This window comes from Pseudohaliea sp. (assembly GCF_040217025.1).
Lineage (GTDB): Bacteria > Pseudomonadota > Gammaproteobacteria > Pseudomonadales > Halieaceae > Pseudohaliea.
Genome location: NZ_JAVJOA010000004.1, coordinates 60,538 through 80,846, shown reverse-complemented (window position 1 = coordinate 80,846; position 20,309 = coordinate 60,538). Strand labels below are relative to the sequence as shown.

Here is a 20,309-nt window from a genome sequence, read left to right as displayed (position 1 = left end):
GGTTGCACCGACGTAAGCACCCGGGAGAGTATCGCAGAAAGCCGGAGGGGATTCAGTGAAGGCGTCATTTCCGGGCTGGCGGCCCTGCCTGTCCGCCCTGCTCATCGTCCTGCCGCGCAGCGCCGCCATGTATCCGGCTTACCTGCTCGGAAATGGCCTGCTGGTCGATCTGGGGCTCTCGCAGCGTCGGGCGTACGGCTGCCTCGCTTTGATTGTCGGCTGGCTGCTGCTGGCCTATCTCATCCAGAGCGCGACGGGTGCCGTGCTGTCGCCGACGGCGCTGTTGCTGGAGCTCCTGCTGGTCGCGCCTTTCCTCCTGTTCGTTTCGGGCTTCAGCCCGGGCGTCAGTGCCCGGGACGCGTTGTGGATGCTCCGCGCCATCAACCTGGCCTGCCTGCTGCTGAGTCTGGCCAGCTACCTCGGCCAGGGGTTCCCCGCGAAGCTTCCCTACGTCGACTTCTCGGCGGATTATTACTGGGCTGCATACGGCTGGGGGGGTGCCCGCATTGTCACCGTCCTCGGTTTCACCGGGCTGTTGCTGGAGGCCGCGGCGCGCGGGCCCTCGCTGCTGCGCACCGTCGCGTGGAGCCTGGTCCCGGCGGCAAACTTCATCCTGCCGAGCTACAACTTCGGCATCCTGATCGGGCTGGTGGCGCTGGGGTTCCTGGCGCGGCGTCGCCCATTGCTGCTCCTGGGCACGGTGTTGCTGGCCGCGCCGGCAATCTACTACGCCCTGGTGGTCCGCCTGGCGTCGGTCAACAACACGCTCTACGCCATTTACGGGGTGCCGCCGAAGGTGCTGGCCTATGGCCTGGTCGCCGACATCTACCGGGGCGAACCCCTGACGCTGCTGACCGGCACGGGTCTCGGACAGTTCCTGTCGCGCCCGCAGCAGTGGTGCACCGAGGCGGTCCGGCTCAAGCGGGATCCCGTGCAGTTACCGGGCCTTTTCACCAGCAGCTTCTATGTCGACTACTTCGGCCCCGTGTTGAGCCACTTCCAGGAGCACCCGCGGATGATGGTATCCACGCTCAACAAGCCTTACGCGGGGCTGTCGAACCTCCTGGCGGAGACCGGCCTGGCCGCCCTCGTTCTCGTGGCGCTGTTCGTCAGGCGCGCGTGGGCATTGTGCCGCCGGCATCCGCTTGCGCTGGTGTTCTTTGCGTTCTACGCCGGGCTGGTCGTCGTCGAGCCCTGGCTCGATGATCTCTGGCTCGGCTATGCGCTACTGCTCGTTACCGCCTATTTCTCCGCGGAGGCTCCGGTCGAAGCGTCTAGCGGTGCGACGCCACCGTAGCGCCGTGGTTTGCACCGAGCTGCGACGCACTAGCACCGTGTCACTCCGAAGCACTCGGGTTTTTCCACCAGGCATCGAACTCGCGCAGGCAGAACACCACGGCCGGGAGCGCCGGGTACAAGAGCGTTCTGCTCAGCGTCAGCAGGTTGGCCGCCTGGTCGAAGTACTGGGTAAAGCCGAACACGAAGTACAACAGTGCCAGGGCAACGATGATGGCCTGGAGGAGCGCATCCCCCACGACCGCTCTGCGGCGGCGGATGCAGCTCGCGGCGATGGCCAGCAGCAGCGCGGGCCAGAGCAGGTGCCAGTTGGCCGAGAAGAAGAGGTTCTCCCCGAGGATGGGAAGCAGCGGGTGGGCTGAGAGCCTGAGGCTGCCGAGGTAGGGCAGGCGCAGGAAGGTTCCGTCGAAGCCGAGCGAGGCGCCGCCGGGCAGGGGGATCTCGAGTCGAAAGACAAAGAGGCTGATGGCGGCCAGTCCGGAGGCCAGCAGCAGCGTGACCCAGGTGCGCAGCGACCAGCCCAGCGCCCGCGCGGCAGCGAGGAGCACGATGACCGCGGCAAACGCGAGGCCCGGTTTTTTCACCAGCGCGGCACCCAGAGCCAGCAGGAGAACCAACGCCAGGAGCCCTGGTGTCCGATCACGGGCCCAGCCCGCCAGGGCGAGCGCGGCGAGGCCGAAATAGCCGGCGAGCCAGAGGTCCGCGTAGCCGGCGTGGGCGACGTGAACGTTGAGCAGGGGCAGCGAAACCAGCCCGAAGGCCGCCGCCGCCGCCGTGACCGGTGCCGCGCCGAGGCCGCGAAGGTAGCCCCAGCAGGCAGCGCCCATTGCCAGCAGGAGCAGTGCCCAGGGCAGGAACGCCAGGCTGCTCTCGGCGCTGCCCGCTGCGAGCATGTGCCAGAGAATGATCAGCGGCACCCCGGGCGGATATGCCGAGGCAGCGCGGTTCCCCAGGGTGTAGACGCCGCTGTCGGGCGCGGCGGCGAGCCACTCGCCGGGCGGCACGAAGGGCACGAGGCGCTGCTCGTGGAACCAGACCACGGCCTTGGGCGCCCAGTTCATCCAGGCGTCCCAGGCGTAGAGGGGGCGGGAGAGCAGCTCCGCGGCAAATAGGCCGATCCGGGCCAGGACCAGGATGAGCAGGAGCGCGGTCAGCGTCTGCGCCGCTGTGCCGGACAGGACAGGCCCGTCGGGTCCGGAGCTCTCGTGGCGTCGCCGGTAGGCTGCTAATGCGAACCCGGCGGCGAAGGGCACCAGTGCAGCAGCGAGCGGCAGCGCGGCCAGCGTCAACCCCAACCCTTCGAAGACGAGAAGCAGGCCGATTACCAGCAGCATGCCCAGGGGGTAGCCGTAGCCAAGCGCCAGCGCCAGCGTCCCTGTCCTGCCCCTGGGCAGGCAGAGGTACGCGAGGCCGGTACCGGCCAGCCAGGGCAGGAGCGAGGCGATGATGAATCCCGTCGTCGCCATCAGGGCGCTGAGCCTCCGGCTTCCAGGCGGTAGAGGGCGGCCGCCTCGGTAACGTCCACCGGCGAGGCTGCGACCGCCCGCTTCTCATCGCGCAGGACCCCCGAGGCCGCATCGAAGGTCACGTTGGGGACGCTGCCCAGGAGAAGCACGTGGTCGCCGGTCCGGAAAGTGCCGAGTGCGGGGAGCGAGCTGCCGAAGTTGAACAGGTTGCGAGGCAGCAGGTGGTACTGCAGCTTCAGCCGGTCGTACTGGTGACCCTTGGCCGGGTGCAGGAGAAACACCCGTCGCGCGGGGTCCACCGGCAGCTGCGGCGCCAGCCTCTGCGACAGCGCGAACAGGTGGGCGTCGATGTCCCGCTCGGGCCTTTCGGCCACGGGAACGCCGCCGAAAGTGTCGCGGGTCACTGCAAGCTGAAGCAGCAGCTTGCGCTGCCAGGCGGCGTCAAGCAGGAGCCAGCCGGTTGCGATGACCAGGGCCAGCGCCAGCGGCGCCCGCTGCCGCCCCGCCCCATGCCCGGCGATCAATGCGAATACCGCTGCAAGGGCGCATGCCGCGAGGATGGCGGGAACGAGCCGTGGTGCCGTGCCGAGGCCGTGGGCGCGGAGAAAGTTGATATCGACCAGCTGCCACGGCCCGAAGTGAAACCAGTCATCCCGGCGGGCGCGCAGCCAGTTGGTGACGGAGGGTTCCCGCAGTGTAAGTGACTTCACTCGCAGCGCCTGCCCCGGTTGCCCGGCGACCAGCAGCCCGATCTCGCTGATGGTGCCGCGCCACGACGGGGGCAGGGCGATTGTTACCGTACCTCCGCCCGTCCACGGAAGGCGGGCCTTGACCGGCGTTGTGACACCCTCCTCGCGCGCCTTCCAGGCGAAACGCGCCTGCCGGCTGGGCGCGAGGCCCTCCAGGGCGATGGTTGCGTAGGCGTAGTCGGCGGCTTCGAGATGCACCGGCCGGTGGACGACGGCCTGTCCGTCGGTCCAGCCATGCACAATCATGGTTCCCTTCTCCCGCGTTATGGCTGCACCGGGGAGTGGAACCAGATCCGCCCCGTTCAGCCTGTAGGCCTCCCCCTGGGCAATTGCCGGGGGTATCGCCAGGCCTGCGGTGAGGACGAAGCCGGGGCAGAGGAGCGCGACGAGCTTGCGAAGCGCGCTCATGTTGTTTGCGCCAGGTGCCGGCTAAGCTGCGGATAGACTGCTGTGGGAGGCCGCATGCAAGCAACCGTCAGCCGGGCTCTGGCTCCCGCCGGTTGAGCACGGCGTTGCGGATGAGTGCCGCCACCACACCGAGCATCAGGCCGAGGACTACAGCAGCCGCTAGAACGAGTCGCTTGCGCGGCGCCACCGGCTGCGTGGGCGGTGTAGCGACCTGGTCAATGCGGGCGACGCGTAGCTCGCTGAAGTCGCGCTCGAGGAAGCCCTCCAGCTTTTCGATCTCGGCTTCAATCTCGTCGGCTTGCGGTGCAAAGGCTGCGAAGTCCTTTCTTGCGCGCAGAGACTCGACGGTGCGGTTTTTCTCGAGCAATTGCAGTTGCTTCTCGATCTCCCTGGCGAGGGCGGTATAGGGTTTGTCGTCCTCCCGAGCTTCAAGCTCCCTTAGCTCTGCCTCTAGCATGACCGTCCCGCGCAGGAATAGCAGCTCTTCTTCTCGACCCGCGGCATCGAGGTTGAGGATGCTGGCATCACCGGGCAGTGACTGTGCAGCCAGCGTTTCGAGGTTGGTTGGCTGCTCGATGTCCAGGGATCGGGCGATGGCCAGTGCGGCCCGCAGCGCGGTGATGCGGTCGGCACGCGCCTGTGTGGTCTTGCGCAGCTCTGCCGCCAGCTCGTCCTCGAGCTGGGCCCGTTTAAGCGAGTCCTGCTCGAGCAACTGGGTGATGGTGCGCGCGGTAGAGAGCCGAACAGCGCTGATGCGTCGTTTCAGTTCCGCACGGAGCGAAGTGATGCGCGATGTGATTGCCGTGCGGAATTCGTCCACAATGTCAGTGACAACTGAGCTGCTTGCGACCCGGATGAGTTGGTTGACGGCATTAGCGGCAAGCGTTGGATCCGCGTTTCGGAAAGCAATCTCTAGCGTGACTTCCACCGCAGGGTTGCGCTGGTCGACGCCCTTCTGGGCTACCGCATAGGCGTCGAGGAAGCGGGAAAGCGCTCTCGAGCGTTCTTCGGCGGATGCTTCGGGCTCTACGAGTGCAGAGGCCAGCCCATCGAATACCGCACGCTTTGCTGCATTTGACTGCGCTGTGGCAATGATCTGTTTAAAGACCTCAGATGCCTCTGGAGCATATAGCGTCAAGAGCTCGGCGTCGTTCTTGTCTGCGCCGACGAGCAGTGGCGGCGACCGCGCCTCCAGCAAGCGCAAGTCCGCAGCGGTAGGGGGGCGCAAACGCGCCTCCGCAAGGTATTCCGGGCTCGCGATGAGAAGGTACAGCAGGGCGAGCAGCGCTGCTGCCGCGGTGGTGGCGAGAATCAGCAGCCGCTGATGCCACAGGCCGGCCCCCAGCTCCAGCAGGTCGATCTCGTCGTCGTAGCTTACGAACTGCGCGCCCGGGTACTGCGCCGGCGGCATCGCCTCACGGCGCGGAGTGTTATTCATCGTGGGAAGCTGCGTCTGACATCGCGGGAAGCGTAGCATGCTCGCTCTGCACACCGACAGGCTTCCGGCGTTCTGCAACCACCCAGGCCTGCTGCATCAGCACGCAATAGAGCAAGAAAAGGCCCACGAAAATATAGAACTGGTAAGGCGTGCTGGCCCCGGAGCGGGCGAGCATCAGGCCGAGCAGTGGCGAGGTGAGACCGAGTGTGCTGATCACCAGGAGGCCGCGGCGGTCGCTCAAACCAAGCTCCTGCATGAGGTGGTGAATATGGGAACGATCCGGCCTGATCGGCGAGTAGCCGCGGAAAACCCGCCGCAGCGTGGTGAAGGTCATGTCGTACAGCGGCAGGCCCACCAGGTACAGGGCCGTGACGGGCTCGATGTATTTGAGGCCCGCCACGCCTGCGTCCGCCACGGTAAGTATGAGAGAGACGACGATCAGGCCCATGAGCTTGCTGCCCGAGTCCCCCAGGAAGGTCTTGGGTATCGCCGGCCACAGGCCCAGGTTGGATACGAGGAAGGCTAGCAGAGACATACCGATAAAGATGGTGATAAAGCCCGGCGCCGTATCTGTGAAAAGATGGAAGCCGAGCAGCGTAATCAGGCCCATAATCCCGAGCACGCCATCCATGCCGTCCAGCATGTTGTAGGCGTTGATGATGCCGAACACGCAGATCACGGTAAACGGGTAGGCGATCCAGCCCTTGAGGCTGACGGGTCCAGTGCCAACGAGGTCGCCCAGGTTGTTGGCGCGCAGGTCGAGGCCTTCGATGATCAACAGTGCGACGGTGATTTCCGTCAGCATACGGGCAAAAACGCTGATGTGGCGTATGTCATCGATAATGCCGACCAGCACGAGGATGCCGCCTGCGAGCAGGAAGACCCATACAGGCTTGCCATGGCTGGAAAGGCTGTCCACGCCTTCGTTACCCCAGAGCAGCGCTCCCAGCAGTAACGAGAGATAGATCGCGATGCCGCCCACTAGCGGGATTTCGCCGGTGTGGAGCTTGCGCTGGTTGGGGGCATCGACAAGCCCAACCCGTGGAGCAATCGCCGCCAGCACGCGGATGAATACCAGCGTAGCGGCAAAGGCGACCAGGGTTTGAATCAGCAGATCCGACATGCGGGGTGGCCTACCGCTTACGCGGGAAGAAATGGGCAGTTTAGGAAAGCTTGATTACGACAGGCACTGCACCCTGGCTTCCGGGCTGCGATACTATCGCGAAATGGTCCTGGCACGGCGTTAGTCCATGGATTGGTTGGTGGTCTACACAAAGCCCCGGTGCGAAGCGCAGGCAGCGGAGCAACTCGCCCGGCAGGGTTACGATGTGTTCCTGCCGCCGCTGGAGGAGCGTAAACGCCGCCCCGGCGGTTGGCAATGGGTGGCCGGGCCGCTGTCTCCACGCTACCTGTTCCTTGCGGCAGAGGTCGGGCAGCAGGACCTCGCGCCGATCCGGTCCACCCGGGGCCTGGTTTGCGTCCTTTCGTTCGGAAGCAGGCTTGGGCGCGCCCCGGTGAGCGAAGTCGACTGCGCAGGACTATTGCGAAGCAGGGTTTGCTAGAGATCACGCCTTCGCAAATTGCTTTACCTGAGCGCCCCGCTAGAGCCTTCCGGATTCTTGAGCGCAGTCAATTGCCTACGGTCGTGTGACGTTTGGCTTGACGCAAGAAAGCGGAACAAACCGCTGGAGCATTCCGTAATCGACACCCTCTGATTGCAGATCGAGGTTCTTGCCGCGATCGGTCATGCTCGTGGGTACATCCGAGTGACAGCGACCTGCTACTTTACTTCGGGTGGCGAACTCGCCGATGGTGGATGGGTGCTGCGCCGCAGACCGGTTCCGTGAGGCCGTTCAAGGTCGGGAGCAGCGGTCCTCGATGCTGGGAAAGAGATTCGCAATAAACCGGCCCGTTATGAATAGCGCCTCAGACATGCGCCGCGGTCGCACCGAAATCATGTATGATCGCTGGAAATGATTGTTCAGGATCTACTCCTACTACCATACGTGTCTTCGGGACTTGCCACTTCCCATCGCCGCAGCGTTCATCTTCTGGCTCTGGAGATCAATGACTATAGAGCCGAGGGTCTGGGGCCACGAATCTACGGTTGTGCGTATGATCTTTGATTCAGGGGAAGGTAATGATCACGTCTGAACTTTCCTGATTAGCACGCATATTGGGGTTGCGCTAGCTGCACCTTAGCCAGGGGGAGAACTCCGCTTTCTCATTTATCAAGGTCGTGGCGTAGGCCAAAAAAATCATTGATACAGGAATGAACAAGTTATTAGCCGCCAATCGAGTCGCCGCTTCTGGAATTCAGGTTGGGACTATGCTTGTTATCGCCTCTCTGATGTCTCTTGAAGAGTTCGGAAGGTTTGCGGTCTACTGGTCCACCATCCTAGTTCTGGGAGCGTTCGCCTCCATTGGCGCCCCACAATTTCTGCTGCGAGAACTTGCAGCTTATCAAGCTGCGCCAGGCCGCGGAGTTTCGTTAAGCTACGCAACCAAGCTGGCCGTCATAATCCCCGGCATCGTACTTGCGTCTGCTTACGGCATTTATTCCGCATTAAGGTTATTTGGCATTGCGCTTCCGTTGCTTCCTGGAGACGTTGCTGCTTTCTCGATTGTTATTGCGTCAATGGTATCAGTTCAGGTGCAGCACGTTGCTATCATCTTCCGTGTCTTTGAATGTAAAAATTCTGCGATGTACATTTCGCTCGCTGGCAACCAGTTTATATTGCTGGCAAGTTTGGTGCTAATGACTGCGTGCGCTGAGCCCAGCGCTGACCTCCTGCTAAACATGTTTGCGTTGAGTGGAGCGGTGGTCGTCATTCTAATCTGGATCTGTCACTGGGCCTTCTTTCCAGTTGGAACACTTTTCAGAGAAACGGAAGAGTCTAAGCTATCCCTATCATTTTGGGTTAACGGCACCTTGAGTATTTTGATCAAGCATACCGATACGTTTATCGGTGGTGCCTTTCTGGTTGCTGAACACCTAGGTGTCTATCAGGTCGTAAAGCGCATATCCAATCTTGCCATATTGCCAAAGACAGTATCAGATTGGGATCTAACCACCGAGATCGCTCAGAGCGCGGCGGTAGCAGACGCTGCGAGATTGGAAGCTCATGCGCGGAGATATCTGCACATATCCGTTTGGCCATCGCTAGTGTTCGCCGGGGCCGTGCTTTCTTTATCCCCCGTCATTATGCGCTTCTATGAAGTAGGTTTCTCGTGGTACTGGGTTGCTCTTTTTGTGCTCATGCTGGCTAACCCGATTATTAGAGTCTTGTACGGTGGCCATATGACCTTTGCAACCCAACTGCAGCTCGAACACTTTAGCGCGATTGCACGGTTCGGTGCCTTTTTTGTTGTTGTCGGCGCATATTTGCTGCTCCCCGTCAATAAGACGCCGATCTCGATCGCCGCCGCATTTCTGCTGATGACCACATTGAGCAGCACTGTAATATGGTTGGCTGTTAGGGCGAGGGCAGGGGTTGACACTTCAATTGGGCTATATTTCCGGCCAGGCCCGGGACAGAAACCGAAGGTAAGACGTCGTTAAACCACCGGATTGTTGGGAAAGTTAAAGCTGTGTCCACAGTTTGATGTGCCGCTCACACTACGCGTCCCTGCGTATTCGTCCCAGTGTCGAAGATTGTAGCTAAGGCTGGCAAAGTGCTTGCAGCGCTAACACAATGCTAGGCTAGAGATTGAGGTAATCTACCCCAAGGGCGAGTTGGCTTCTGCATGCGCAGTTGGGGAAGTCTTATCGGCAAGCGATCTTGTCCGAACGCATTCTTCAGGCCTTTGTTATGAGGGTTATGTCAGCAATTGCGTCGATGTCGACTGACAGATCTACGACTTTCTGCCGAGTGACTCCAGTCCATTTCGTAATGGACGAGTTCTAAACCGTGTATTGGAGAAATGACTATGGAGGATCACACGTCCTTTAGAATTCGCTTGGCATCAATGCTTGTTCAAGCGAAAGCGTGGGGTGTAGCAATAGCCCTTCTGCCGGGTGGTGAGGAATTTTCTCAGGTCGCTTGCAGATGTCGCCTCCTACAAGATATAGCCAATCGTCTCGCCAAGATGGTTATTGCGCGATCTAATGAACTGTTCACTCTGATCGTAGAGACATTTTGCATTAACCTTTCGGAGGAATGTGTCGCAGAGGAACGATCCCTCATCCAAGTTGCACACGACACAACACGCCTGAATTTCAGAGCGTGAGATCTGGCGCGATGACCTCCCGCTTCCCAAACCTTTTTCTAATTGGCGCCATGAAGGCTGGCACTAGTTCGTTCTACGCCGACATATCCCGCCATCCCGAGATCTTCTTCCCTGAAAAAAAAGAGCCCAACGGGCTTCATGGGATTGCCCAGGGCGACCAAGCTGCCTCAAGAGCATATGCCGATTTATATGCGGGTCGACAGGAGATCTATCTCGGTGATGCGTCGACTGGTTATTCTAAGTTCCCTATGCTGCCCTGCCCGGCAGAAGCAGCTTCCGTGCAGCGGGAGGAGATTCGTGTGCTTTACATGCTACGCGATCCGATTCGACGGATTGAGCGTCACATTGCGCATCACATTGGCAACGGAGAAACCCGAAGCTCTGCTCTCGACGTATTTGAGAACCCTGAGTACGCATTTGTTTCTGCATACGAAATGCAACTGTCCCTGTGGAAAAAATGGGTGCCCCGTGAACACATAATGGTGTTCGATCTTAAAGAATATAAGGAAAACCGCAATGAACTTATAGCGCGCGTGTTTGACTTCCTTGACCTGCCCGTATTGGATTTGGCTTCTTTAGACGGTATGAACATCAATCGAGGATTTTCTCGTCGCTCGGCCTACCGATCACGACTGCGTTTCTTGATTCATTCTCAGGCATACGGAGTGGTGAGAGAATACATTCCGAGATCGTGGCGTCGCGCTCTAGCTTACGGGCTGCTGCCGCCCGCCAACCCTCCTGATGTAAACCTCAATAAAAGTGAAGTAGCATTCCTATGCGAAGCTATTCAGGCCTTGGACAATCTCGACGCGCCGGGTGAAGCCGAGGCAATTGCGACATTTGAGCTGGTTAGAGCGCGACACATTGCTTCAGCGGGTACCATGCCATGAAGGTCGCGATTATCTTCGAGCGTTTTGGAGAATACCACCATGCGCGCTTACACGCGGTAGCAAAGTTGATCGATACTGTAGGCATCGAAATCGCGCAAGCGGATGATACCTACGAGTGGGGCCATGCACGGTCTCGTGGCTCCTATAAGTTCGAATGCCTAGCAAAAGATATGTCAGTTGGCAGAAACGCGATAGCAGACAGGCTGTTCGATCGACTCGACAAGCACAGCCCCGATATCGTTGCTGTACCTGGGTGGTTTCCGAGCTATGCGCATGCCGGAATCGATTGGGCTTACCGCAACAATGCTCGCGCTCTCATAATGTCGGATAGTAACCTCTTCGACGCGCCGAGGCGATGGGTTGTCGAGCGAATCAAGAAGGCTATCGTGCGGCATGCATGTGGAGGCTTTGTCGCTGGTCGGTGTGCTAGAGAGTATATATGCAAACTTGGTTTGCCCTCAGATAGGGTTGTTTTGGGCTACAATTGCGTAGATAACGCTCATTTTGCACGCGATGAACACACAAAAATTCGCGGCTCTGGGGTTTTCCTTTCGGTCGGGCGCTTTATTCCCCGGAAAAACTTTCTCGGTTTATTGAAGGCCTTCCGAATCTATTTGGATCGGCTCCCTGCTGGACGAAGCCCATGGCGCCTAGTCCTGGTTGGAGATGGTGGGCAGCGTGACGAGCTTATAGCAGAGGCTCAGCGGCTTGACTTGGCGGAGCTTGTGGAGTTCCCAGGCTTCGCGCAGTATATCGAGCTCCCAGGCATCTATCATGCCGCTAATGTGTTTATTTTGCCTAGCTTGGTGGAGCAATGGGGTCTTGTAGTCAACGAAGCGCTCGCTGCCGGGCTGCCCATTCTTGTTTCGGAGCGTTGTGGGTCAGCGCGCGATCTGGTCCTAAATGGTTTCAATGGTTACGAGTTCGATCCGTCCGATCATGTAGAGCTTGCACGTTATATGGAGGCCTTGTCGGGTGACCCTGAACTGATCCAAAGGATGGCATCAGTTTGCCCAAGCATCAGTGCAATCTGGGACGCAGACCGGTTTGCCAATTCCGTTCTGGCTATCTCACACATCATGATGGCAGAGCCATTGCCCGTCCTTTCATTATTGGATCGCTCCATTTTCCGCGCGATTCGGATCAGTTCGAAAGCCATAGAGAAGTTGCCATTTTCATATATAAGTAGGTCTCGAGTATGAGTAGTTTCCTGCGCAGGTTTCGCGCGTGGCTTAGTCAGCCAAGGCTGGTGGTTCAAGACCGTATTGTCATTTTGTCTGATATTGACCCGTGTGAAGACCCCATCTTCATAATCGGTTTGCATCGCTCGGGGACTTCGCTCATGCGGCGAGTATTAAATGCACATTCCAATATAGCGTGCCCGCCAGAAAGCTTCTTTATGGCTCATTATGCGAAAATGCTCATGGACACTAAGGTCGCCGCCGGCTATCGTGGCTTTGGCAATGAAACCGACTTAATGCGAGCGGACTTGGCTCGCAAAGCTTCAAGCCTACACGAGGGTCTTCGAATTGCGCGAGGTAAGCGAATTTGGGCTGATAAGACGCCTGGTTACATTGCGGTTTTGCCTGAGCTTAAAGCTTTGTTTCCGGGCGCGCGTTTCATAATGGCCTACCGCCATCCCTTTGATGTCGCCGAATCCATTCGACAGCGGGGGTGGAGCCTCTCAGGTCAGGGGTCTGCGACGTTTGAGGGAATCCTGGCACACATGAAGTCTCAGTACGCGATGCAGATTGCGTTTGAGAAAGAAAACCCTCAAATATGCCGGCGTAGTCGCTACGAGGACCTGGTAGCCGCCCCAGAGGCGCAGATCCGCGGGCTGATGGAATGGTTGGGCGAATCGTTTGAACCAGCGCAGCTTGAGCATCATAAGGCGCTGCATAATTTTGGAACTGAAGATCCGATCGCGCGAGGCACTAAAGGATTCGTGCCCAGCACAGACAACTGGCTGTCTTGGAGTGCTGCGGACACTCTCCGGGCGGAGGCATCGTTGGGGGTCGCTTGCGCCGATCTCGGCTATAAGACTGCGCGGGACAGCAGGCGCGGTTCAGTAGCAAGTACCTTATGACTAGGCACGCGGGCGCTTTGGATTACCCCATTCTGATTGTGGGTGCGGGGCGGTCCGGGACCAACCTTCTAGCTATGGCTCTGGGGGAGGTCACAGGAATCGTAAATTGTTTTGAGCAGCGGTACGTGTGGATGAAAGGACAGCGGCTCTTTGGCTCTGACGTACGCAGCGCGAAAGAAGCTACGCCCACGACCAAACGGTATATTAGGAAACATTTTGCACGGGTGGGGCGAGGCGCGCGGGTGGTGGACAAAACGCCGTCGAATTCGCTTAGGCTTCCTTTCTGTCGGGCAGTGTTCCCCGAGGCGCAGATCATCGGTGTATTTCGAGATCCGTTCGACAATGTGGCTTCAAGGCTCAAAGAACTGCACATGATTGGGCAAGAAATACCTACCGCCAATGATACAGCTAGTGCGAGCCAGCATCGTTTTTCAATACTCAAGGATCGGATTGCCCACGCCCGTCGCATCGTCGCTCGCGGTAACATCCCTTTGGGTCGTCTGCCGTACGCCGTGGTTGATCAGGCTTTTGAGACATTGCGCATAGCGATCACTGGCCGCGCCGAGAATTGGGGCGAACGCGTACCGGGTCTCGCCGATCTGCGCCGCGCTTTTGATGTTGAGATCGCCGCGACTCACCAGTGGGTGACCTGCAATTCGCATATCTACCTGGGTAGCCGAGGCCTTGGCGGTGACAATTTTATGCCTCTGCGCTACGAAGATCTCGTGCTCAAGCCCGCAGAAACAGGTGCGGCAGTGGCGGCGTTTCTTGGTCTCGGCGATCCTGAACCGATGATTGGATATCTAACACGAAATGCACGCCCACAGACCGTTGGACGACACGTAGACCGCATGTCTGAGAAACAAGTGGAAGCGATCGCTACCTACCTGGAGGCGACCGCGCGGTGGAACCCAGGGTCATGACGGCGCTGAACCTGGCAGGGTTGTTGGGCATCCAACTTCTCTGCTTTGCTGGGATTTTTCTTTTCTACCGTGGACTCGCTGGTCGTGGCTTTGAAACGTGGATGTCGTTCTCTTTCTTGACCTTCATTGCGGTGATTGGACTTTATGTTTACGACTTCTTGCGTATGCCCGGATATATGAGATGGTATTTTATCACACCCGATGAATACTCGATTCTTTTACTGTTATCAGGAATCTTCGTTCTATGTGTCATGGCTGGCGAGTACGCTGGTCGCCGTATGGTTGCAAGGAAGAAAGTGCATGTGGAGAAGCCAAGACTGTATCTCCAGATTGCGGCATTACTATTCTTTGTGGGCGCTGTGGGGATGGCAGTGTTTATTTCGCAGTCAGGTGGATTCTTAGCGAAGTATTCAGCGACACATGGCGCGAGCGCCAACTTCACTACAGCCTATATATATCGACTGCCGCTATCCCTCTTCACCGCCATATTCATACTCATGATCCATCGTCTCTCTGGAAGAAGTATTTCCAGAACGCTCAAGCTTCTGATGGTGTTTGGGGCGGTATTCCTGTTCTTTGACGCTTTCACTCAAGGCAAGCGCGGCAACACTATCCGTTTCGTGCTGTTAATACTTGTACCTTTCTATGTCTACGGCTATCTGACACGAGCTCGGCAGCTGCCTGCACTCTTGCTACTCGGCACAGCAATGGTCTTGCTCAACTTCTTGCCCTATTTAAGGCAGGCCACTAGCCTATCTACGCTCGGCAATTTTACAGAGGTAGTGCGGAACCTCCCGGAGCTTTCAGATAAAACCGGCCGTGAGATGAGAGTCTACCTCGAAGGCAAGCACGTAATCTTCGCGGCAAACACTTTGAGCGGGGCGATGGAACGCTATGATCCCAACTATGGAGTCCGCTGGACCTTTCCAATAGTCAATCTTATACCGAGGGCCGTCTGGGCCGACAAGCCCTCGCGCTATGACATGGGAACAACAACCTACCAGGTTTTTGACTCCACGGAAGATTTCTTTATACCTTCCGGATCCCACACGGGAGGTATGGTCGAGTCCTTTATTGAGTGGGGTTTGTTTGTAGTGTTTTTTTGGTTCTTTTTCGGCTTTATAGGGGGGTACTTACTCAAGCACGTGCGGCAATATCGAGGTTATTTTCTTTCGGTTATGCTGTTTGGGTACTATTCCTTTTACGTACAATTCCTGCTGCAGGACACTGTTGCAGGTCTTCTATTTTGGATTTTTACGGTCGGACCCTTCCTGGTATTCTGCGGACTTTCCGCTCTCCTGCCGCGCTCCCGAGCAGCGTCCGCTTGCTTAACACACGCGGATTGACGTTCGCGGTACGAAGGTCAGCATATGTTCAGTACGTATCGTAGGCTTAAAAAGACAACCTTCCTTCGTCGCCATGCTCCCCCAGGCATGGTACGGGCCGTCAAGCGGACTGAACTGGTTGCATTGGGCGCCGCGAGAATGCTGCGCCCTGTGCGTCACCACTCGCGATTCCGCGCGATTGCTCATGTGGGTCTGCAGAAGACGGGCTCCGTATGGTTCCGCGAGATGTTCAGCGACCTTGACGTATATTCCTATTCCGGCCTGGTCTTTCGAGACCAAGCTTGGCGCCACACTATAAGCCCGCTACCTGTAGACGGAGTGTACAGTCCTATCCGCCGCTTTGGTCCAGAGGATGCCAAAACTCTTGCATCTGATGGCGTCGCCGTATTGGCAGTGGTGCGCGATCCAGTAGCAATGGTGCTTTCGTGGATCAAATCGACGTCGAAATACCATATCACCAAGCGCGGAGAAGAGATGTTCCGACGGCGCGCTGACCTTTTGGCTTGCAAGACGGAGCACGAGCGGATCGTCTACGCTATATCCTATTTTGCGGAAAAGGATAGGTTTGGCCAGTACGATAGACTCCTAGCCTTTTGTGAGGACCATCCCAATGCAATCGTAGTGCGGTATGAAGACTGTTGTTCGGAGCCAAATGCGACCTTCGGAAGAATATTTGGTGCGCTCGACATTGGCATGAAAGGGGATGTCCTTAAGTCTTTCCTAGACCGCCATTCCTTTGAGGCCTACAGCGGGCGGTTAATCACCGATCCGGCTGCCAGTGCAGAGTCTTCGCTGCAAGGGAGGACTCACTTGGAGGCGCAGGCGCTTTCCGAGCCAAGTCGCGCTACGATCGTTCAGGCTTTACCGCCGCGGGTTCGTCGACTGTATGGTGGTAGCCAGTAGATGACCGGACGCATAGTTTTTTGGAGCCCTGATACGAGCGAGGTTACGGGGCAAGCGCTAGTGACCCAAAGGGTGATCCATGTCGATTGTGATTGGGTCATGGCGACGTTTCCTTCAGGACGAGGCCCACGAGCGGTCCTCGGTGTTGTGTATAGCGCGGTTAGGGCGTGGTCGGCGGTGCTGTTGGGGCGGGCGGCTACCGTCTATTTGGTCTGTTCGCGCTCGACTGGCGGCTTTCTGAGAGATGTGCCCGCACTGGTTTTGGCTCGCTTTGGGGCGCGAGTAGTCGTCCATGCGCACGGTTCAGACCTACCCGATTTGCTCCAACATCGGGCAATCAGCAGGCTGGCAAAATTTTTATACAGTAAATGCGAGGTGATCGTGCCATCTCTTCATTTGATTGACGATCTTCACGCGTTCTGCGCCAAAGTACATCTTTGCGAAAATTTCGGCCGTCCCGATGAGATATCCTTGCTAGACGAGTCGACCTCGGGCACCGTCACTGTACTTTGGAATTCGAACCTGATGGTCAGCAAGGGCGTCCTAGATCTGGTAACTGCTTGCGAGCGCGTGCGGGCCGACCACCCCTCTCTGCGCCTTATTCTACTAGGTAGTCCTATGGCTGATGCGGAGGCTGATCAAGATGAGGTGCTCTCCTGGCTAAATGGTCTGATTGATAGTGATTGGATCTCCGTGGTTGGCGCTGTTCCACCGGAGGTCGTTCCATCATACCTCGCGAGTGCGGATGCAGTGGCGCTGCCGTCGCGCTACGCTAGTGAGTGTCAGCCACTCGCGCTGATCGACGCCATGTGCGCCGGTAAAGCGGTCATTGCTTCCGATACCGCCGCTATGCGGGCAACGTTGGGAGACTACCCATCCATTCTTTGTGCTTCGAGTACAGAAGGCGTAATCACAGCACTCACGACGCTCTGCTCAAGGCCACCTGATAATAGTGAGTTGTCCGCAGCGGCCGCCCGCGCAAGGGCTCGTTTTTCCTTGGAAAGATTTGATCGGCAGATGGCGTCGATTCTCAGTTTTTCAGATCGCGATGCAGATCGACAATCTCGCTAGGAATCTAACATGAGCTATGTGAGTCATCTCAAGCGGACGATGCCGTTTAGGCGATATTGAAGATCAACGTGCGTATAATCCTAGTGGACGGGTAATGTCGGCCTTTCAGATCAAATTTTCTGCTAACTTGCGACCGGTGGTCATTCACTTGGAATAGTTCGCCACGGGAGGCACCCGTGGATGGCACAACTCGCAGACGCATGCAGGTGCGTCACGATGTGATGCCTTTGGAGCAGGGAATTTGGGAACAGCCGAGATGCAACAGTTTGGCATTTGATCCCCTCAATGCCGGCTAGCGGCCGACTGGCGACGCGTTTGCCGGTATCATGGGGGTGCGTTTCATTGCTGGGGAGCGGACTATTGAAAAGACCAGAGACTCATTACGACGATGCCTACTTTCAGTGGCAGAGCCAGAATATGTATATTCAGGCCAAGGCCAATGCTTTCAAGTTTGAAGCCTATGTCAAGCCTGCCATGGTTGTTCTTGATTTTGGTTGTGGCAGCGGAGCTTTGCTTAGAGAACTTGGCGGTGGGCTGGGAGTAGAGATCAACCCTGCGGCCAGAGAGATCGCCAGAAAAAACGGGATCGATGTCTACTCGGAGTTATCGCAAGTGGAAGAAGAGAGTGTTGATATAGTGATATCTAACCACGCAATTGAGCATGTAGAGAGACCGCTCGATGCTATTCGGGAGATGTATCGTATATTAAAACCCGGCGGCCGCATGATCATAGTTGCACCCATCGATGCTGCTACGGTTCCATATAGGCAGAACGATAAGGATTTTCATCTATACTCATGGAGCGCTGGCAACCTTGGAAATCTTGCATCGGCAGCGGGCTTTGAGGTCGAGAAAGCTGAACGTATTTTGCACAGTTGGCCACCAAGCTGGGCGCTAATCCAGAGAACCTTTGGCTGGAAGTTGTTTCATTTGTTCTCTCGACTATGGGCAATCATAGATTGGCGTCGACGTCAGGTGCGTGTGGTGGCGAGAAAGAGTCAATGAGCGGTCTCTTCGCCAAGTTGATTTTGCTGTCTGGTCGTGCTCGTTGTGGTTTACAAAACTACTTTAGTCTGGCTCATCGGAGGTCGTTGGGTTCTGTTTATGTCGCAGGTCGCTGCTTTAGGGGTCTGTTTCTCGCAGTGCTTTGCTGCACTTGATTTTCGTCAATTGAATACCGCGAGCAGGTAATCTCTCGGTGAAGATCTCAGTTATTACAGCCGTTTACAACCGCGCTGATACAGTAGGTCACGCTATTTCAAGTGTGCAGTCACAAACTCATGGTGATATCGAGCATCTGATACAGGATGGCGGATCAACAGACGGGACCCTAGAAGAGATCAGCCGACTCGCAAATTCGGCCACAATGCTCTACTCCGAGTCAGACAATGGCCTCTATGAGGCCGTAAACCGCGGGATTTTGAGATCCACCGGCGACATCATAGGACTAATGCATTCCGACGATTTCTATGCCAATGATTACGTTTTAGAAAAGATCGCGAATGCTATGGCCAATCCCAGTGTTCAAGGGGTTTATGGGGACCTCCAGTACGTCTCTACTAGCGATCCGGACCGTGTTATCCGAAACTGGAAGGCTGGTACCTACGCACTACACAGGCTGCGTCGCGGCTGGATGCCACCTCACCCCACGCTTTACTTACGACGTGAGGTTTTCGAGAAGTGGGGGCTTTATGACACCGAATATCGGATCGCCGCGGATTATGATGCGGTGCTCCGCTACCTTGCGCACGGTCGGATTAGTTTAGCCTATGTTCAAGAAGTCCTGGTCAAGATGCGCGTAGGTGGAGAGAGCAATCGATCGGCCGGTCGTATTATTGAAAAGAGTCGCGAGGACTACCGGGCCTTGCGGAGCAATGGAGTCGGTGGTCTTCGTGCGCTCGCCATGAAGAACCTAAGCAAGCTTGGACAGTTCTTATGAAAAGATGTTTGCGCGAGATGGGAATCAAAGGACCAACAAGTCGAAACTGAAGTTGACAATTTTTCGGCCGGAACTATTAAGAGCGGCGCTACGCGGGCTGCAGTTCATTACAGAGTTTGAAAACATCCTAGGTTTTGTGTCCCGCAGCGTAAGAGAACGAATCAAGGTGCGAACAGTGTTTACCTTTATGCTGCTCCAACCATCGGCGTCCCACGCTCGTCGACAGCGGACTGTCTTGTAGAGCTCACTTATTCAAGCCGCACTAAAAATAGACATAATGGTTTGACCTGCCCTTCGCAATGTCTCTGTGGCATGGTTCTACACGTCGTCGACATAGCCTGAGTGCGTTGAGGGCGGGCAGGTCAAAATATCACACCTAGCTTCGACGGGCAGGCTGGCTGTACAATTGCACGTGCCGATTTACACTTTAGAGGCCGGCATGTCCATTCTAAAAACTCTTTGCTTCATTACATCTCATCCGCTCAACGAAGGCAGAGAAATTGCAGCGCTGTGCAGATTTGCCAAATGGCAGCTTAGTAGCCGTATGGCGCCAGGGGCTGTGGTTGTAGACTGGATTAGCGGCACTAAGCTTCTAGTCCGAAATGGTGAAACAGGCCTCACCGGCAATATCTATACTGGTCTACACGAGTTTATAGACATGGCGTACGTTCTTCATCTACTGCGCAAAGCAGATGTCTTCGCTGATGTTGGCGCCAACGCGGGCTCCTACAGCATTCTCGCATGTGGTGCCGTCGGAGCCAGGGGCTTTGCGTTTGAACCGGTACCCGCAACGCACGCAAGGCTCGTAGAAAACCTACGATTGAATTGTATTGAAGAATGTGTCGATCACCCGCAAATCGGCATAGGTAAAGAGTCTGGGATAATCCGATTCACGACCGATGGAGACACAGTTAATCATGTGCTTGCTGAGGGTGAGGTCACGGTGGATGCCGTAGATGTCGAGGTGTTAACGCTGGATGAGGCACTGGGAGCAAGTGAGCCGATGCTGCTTAAAATTGACGTGGAGGGTTTTGAGATGCCCGTGCTTATGGGGGCGTCAAGAGTATTGAACTCATCAGCTTTGAACTCAGTGATTATAGAATTGAACGGTAGTGGCAGTCGATATGGATTTGATGAGTCGCTTATACTCGAACTAATGTTCGACTACGGGTTTCGTAGTTATGCCTATGACCCTTTTACCCGTAGCCTTGACGACCTCGCTGGCGAGAGCAGCGATTCCGGAAATACTCTGTTTATCAGAGACCTGCAACTCGCCAAAGCGCGAGTCCAAAGTGCAAGAGGTTTTCGCGTGAACGGCAGAGAGATATGATCATGCTGCTAATGGTTAGCGTCGATGTCTGTCCGCGGCCGGAAATGCTTGGTCCGCTCCCTCAGCGGACATCGAGAGCGATCGGCTCGTGTCCCCGCGGAAACTATTTAAGAAATCCTTTCGAGTGCGGTTAAGTGCGGAAGGAGCATGCTTTCCTGGCTTGCGCCGCTCTCTTGGCTGTCCCGTTAGTTGACGCGCTCCGGTCAAGTAGCCTGCGGTCAGTGACTATGGAGC

The 20,309-nt window shown here is 56.9% G+C and carries 17 protein-coding genes; 13 read left to right on the top strand and 4 right to left on the bottom strand.

All coding sequences use genetic code 11. The features are described 5' to 3' along the window. Window positions 1–55: 55 nt before the first annotated feature. On the top strand, window positions 56–1,297 hold the full coding sequence (locus tag RKE50_RS01325) for a hypothetical protein (protein ID WP_350033755.1): 1,242 nt from the start codon (window positions 56–58) through the stop codon (window positions 1,295–1,297). Window positions 1,298–1,337: 40 nt separating this feature from the next. Here RKE50_RS01325 and RKE50_RS01320 read toward each other — a convergent pair whose 3' ends face one another. From RKE50_RS01320 to RKE50_RS01305, 4 genes are all read right to left on the bottom strand, one after another. Next, a complete protein-coding gene (locus RKE50_RS01320) occupies window positions 1,338–2,762 on the bottom strand; it encodes a hypothetical protein (RefSeq protein ID WP_350033753.1) in 1,425 nt (474 codons plus the stop codon). Then, a complete protein-coding gene (locus tag RKE50_RS01315; RefSeq protein WP_350033751.1) occupies window positions 2,762–3,919 on the bottom strand; it encodes a hypothetical protein in 1,158 nt (385 codons plus the stop codon). The genes RKE50_RS01320 and RKE50_RS01315 overlap by 1 nt, the downstream gene beginning before the upstream one ends. A gap of 67 nt (window positions 3,920–3,986) precedes the next feature. Then, window positions 3,987–5,357 carry a Wzz/FepE/Etk N-terminal domain-containing protein gene (locus tag RKE50_RS01310; protein ID WP_350033749.1) on the bottom strand — a complete coding sequence of 457 codons (1,371 nt, stop codon included), beginning with the start codon at window positions 5,355–5,357 and terminating at the stop codon, window positions 3,987–3,989. Further along, window positions 5,350–6,480: a hypothetical protein gene (locus RKE50_RS01305; protein WP_350033747.1), complete on the bottom strand. Its 1,131-nt coding sequence runs from the start codon at window positions 6,478–6,480 to the stop codon at window positions 5,350–5,352. Before RKE50_RS01305 ends, RKE50_RS01310 begins: the two co-directional genes overlap by 8 nt. Before the next feature lie 127 nt (window positions 6,481–6,607). Here RKE50_RS01305 and RKE50_RS01300 point away from each other — a divergent pair, with 127 nt between their 5' ends. From RKE50_RS01300 to RKE50_RS01245, 12 genes are all read left to right on the top strand, one after another. Then, the gene (locus RKE50_RS01300) at window positions 6,608–6,919 is read left to right on the top strand and encodes a transcription termination/antitermination NusG family protein (RefSeq protein ID WP_350033745.1); all 312 of its coding nucleotides are present in this window, start codon (window positions 6,608–6,610) and stop codon (window positions 6,917–6,919) included. Window positions 6,920–7,629: 710 nt separating this feature from the next. Next, window positions 7,630–8,919, top strand: coding sequence for a lipopolysaccharide biosynthesis protein (locus RKE50_RS01295; RefSeq protein WP_350033743.1), 1,290 nt, complete (start codon window positions 7,630–7,632; stop codon window positions 8,917–8,919). Between the two features lie 679 nt (window positions 8,920–9,598). Next, window positions 9,599–10,477 (top strand): hypothetical protein, encoded by an 879-nt coding sequence (locus RKE50_RS01290; protein ID WP_350033741.1) that lies wholly within the window; start codon window positions 9,599–9,601, stop codon window positions 10,475–10,477. Further along, the gene (locus tag RKE50_RS01285; RefSeq protein WP_350033739.1) at window positions 10,474–11,679 is read left to right on the top strand and encodes a glycosyltransferase family 4 protein; all 1,206 of its coding nucleotides are present in this window, start codon (window positions 10,474–10,476) and stop codon (window positions 11,677–11,679) included. The genes RKE50_RS01290 and RKE50_RS01285 overlap by 4 nt, the downstream gene beginning before the upstream one ends. After that, the gene (locus RKE50_RS01280; RefSeq protein WP_350033737.1) at window positions 11,676–12,563 is read left to right on the top strand and encodes a sulfotransferase family protein; all 888 of its coding nucleotides are present in this window, start codon (window positions 11,676–11,678) and stop codon (window positions 12,561–12,563) included. The genes RKE50_RS01285 and RKE50_RS01280 overlap by 4 nt, the downstream gene beginning before the upstream one ends. After that, the gene (locus RKE50_RS01275; protein ID WP_350033735.1) at window positions 12,560–13,486 is read left to right on the top strand and encodes a sulfotransferase family protein; all 927 of its coding nucleotides are present in this window, start codon (window positions 12,560–12,562) and stop codon (window positions 13,484–13,486) included. The genes RKE50_RS01280 and RKE50_RS01275 overlap by 4 nt, the downstream gene beginning before the upstream one ends. Then, window positions 13,483–14,832 carry a hypothetical protein gene (locus tag RKE50_RS01270; protein ID WP_350033733.1) on the top strand — a complete coding sequence of 450 codons (1,350 nt, stop codon included), beginning with the start codon at window positions 13,483–13,485 and terminating at the stop codon, window positions 14,830–14,832. Before RKE50_RS01275 ends, RKE50_RS01270 begins: the two co-directional genes overlap by 4 nt. 318 nt (window positions 14,833–15,150) lie before the next feature. Continuing rightward, complete coding sequence (locus RKE50_RS01265) at window positions 15,151–15,735, top strand: hypothetical protein (RefSeq protein ID WP_350033731.1); 585 nt, start codon at window positions 15,151–15,153, stop codon at window positions 15,733–15,735. 375 nt (window positions 15,736–16,110) lie between these two features. Beyond that, complete coding sequence (locus RKE50_RS01260) at window positions 16,111–16,806, top strand: glycosyltransferase family 4 protein (RefSeq protein WP_350033729.1); 696 nt, start codon at window positions 16,111–16,113, stop codon at window positions 16,804–16,806. A 360-nt stretch (window positions 16,807–17,166) separates the two neighbouring features. After that, entirely contained in the window at window positions 17,167–17,811 is a 645-nt protein-coding gene (locus RKE50_RS01255) for a methyltransferase domain-containing protein (protein WP_350033727.1), read from the top strand. A gap of 193 nt (window positions 17,812–18,004) precedes the next feature. After that, window positions 18,005–18,745 (top strand): glycosyltransferase family 2 protein, encoded by a 741-nt coding sequence (locus RKE50_RS01250; protein ID WP_350033725.1) that lies wholly within the window; start codon window positions 18,005–18,007, stop codon window positions 18,743–18,745. Window positions 18,746–19,184: 439 nt separating this feature from the next. Continuing rightward, on the top strand, window positions 19,185–20,075 hold the full coding sequence (locus RKE50_RS01245; protein ID WP_350033724.1) for an FkbM family methyltransferase: 891 nt from the start codon (window positions 19,185–19,187) through the stop codon (window positions 20,073–20,075). Window positions 20,076–20,309: the final 234 nt, after the last annotated feature.

Bases quoted from the DNA above. Each gene is read 5' to 3' on its own strand.
- RKE50_RS01295 (WP_350033743.1), top strand. From the start codon at position 7,630: ATGAACAAGTTATTAGCCGCCAATCGAGTCGCCGCTTCTGGAATTCAG.
- RKE50_RS01305 (WP_350033747.1), bottom strand. From the start codon at position 6,480: ATGTCGGATCTGCTGATTCAAACCCTGGTCGCCTTTGCCGCTACGCTG.
- RKE50_RS01290 (WP_350033741.1), top strand. From the start codon at position 9,599: ATGACCTCCCGCTTCCCAAACCTTTTTCTAATTGGCGCCATGAAGGCT.
- RKE50_RS01315 (WP_350033751.1), bottom strand. From the start codon at position 3,919: ATGAGCGCGCTTCGCAAGCTCGTCGCGCTCCTCTGCCCCGGCTTCGTC.
- RKE50_RS01270 (WP_350033733.1), top strand. From the start codon at position 13,483: ATGACGGCGCTGAACCTGGCAGGGTTGTTGGGCATCCAACTTCTCTGC.
- RKE50_RS01275 (WP_350033735.1), top strand. From the start codon at position 12,560: ATGACTAGGCACGCGGGCGCTTTGGATTACCCCATTCTGATTGTGGGT.
- RKE50_RS01280 (WP_350033737.1), top strand. From the start codon at position 11,676: ATGAGTAGTTTCCTGCGCAGGTTTCGCGCGTGGCTTAGTCAGCCAAGG.
- RKE50_RS01285 (WP_350033739.1), top strand. From the start codon at position 10,474: ATGAAGGTCGCGATTATCTTCGAGCGTTTTGGAGAATACCACCATGCG.
- RKE50_RS01245 (WP_350033724.1), top strand. From the start codon at position 19,185: ATGTCCATTCTAAAAACTCTTTGCTTCATTACATCTCATCCGCTCAAC.
- RKE50_RS01300 (WP_350033745.1), top strand. From the start codon at position 6,608: ATGGATTGGTTGGTGGTCTACACAAAGCCCCGGTGCGAAGCGCAGGCA.
- RKE50_RS01320 (WP_350033753.1), bottom strand. From the start codon at position 2,762: ATGGCGACGACGGGATTCATCATCGCCTCGCTCCTGCCCTGGCTGGCC.
- RKE50_RS01310 (WP_350033749.1), bottom strand. From the start codon at position 5,357: ATGAATAACACTCCGCGCCGTGAGGCGATGCCGCCGGCGCAGTACCCG.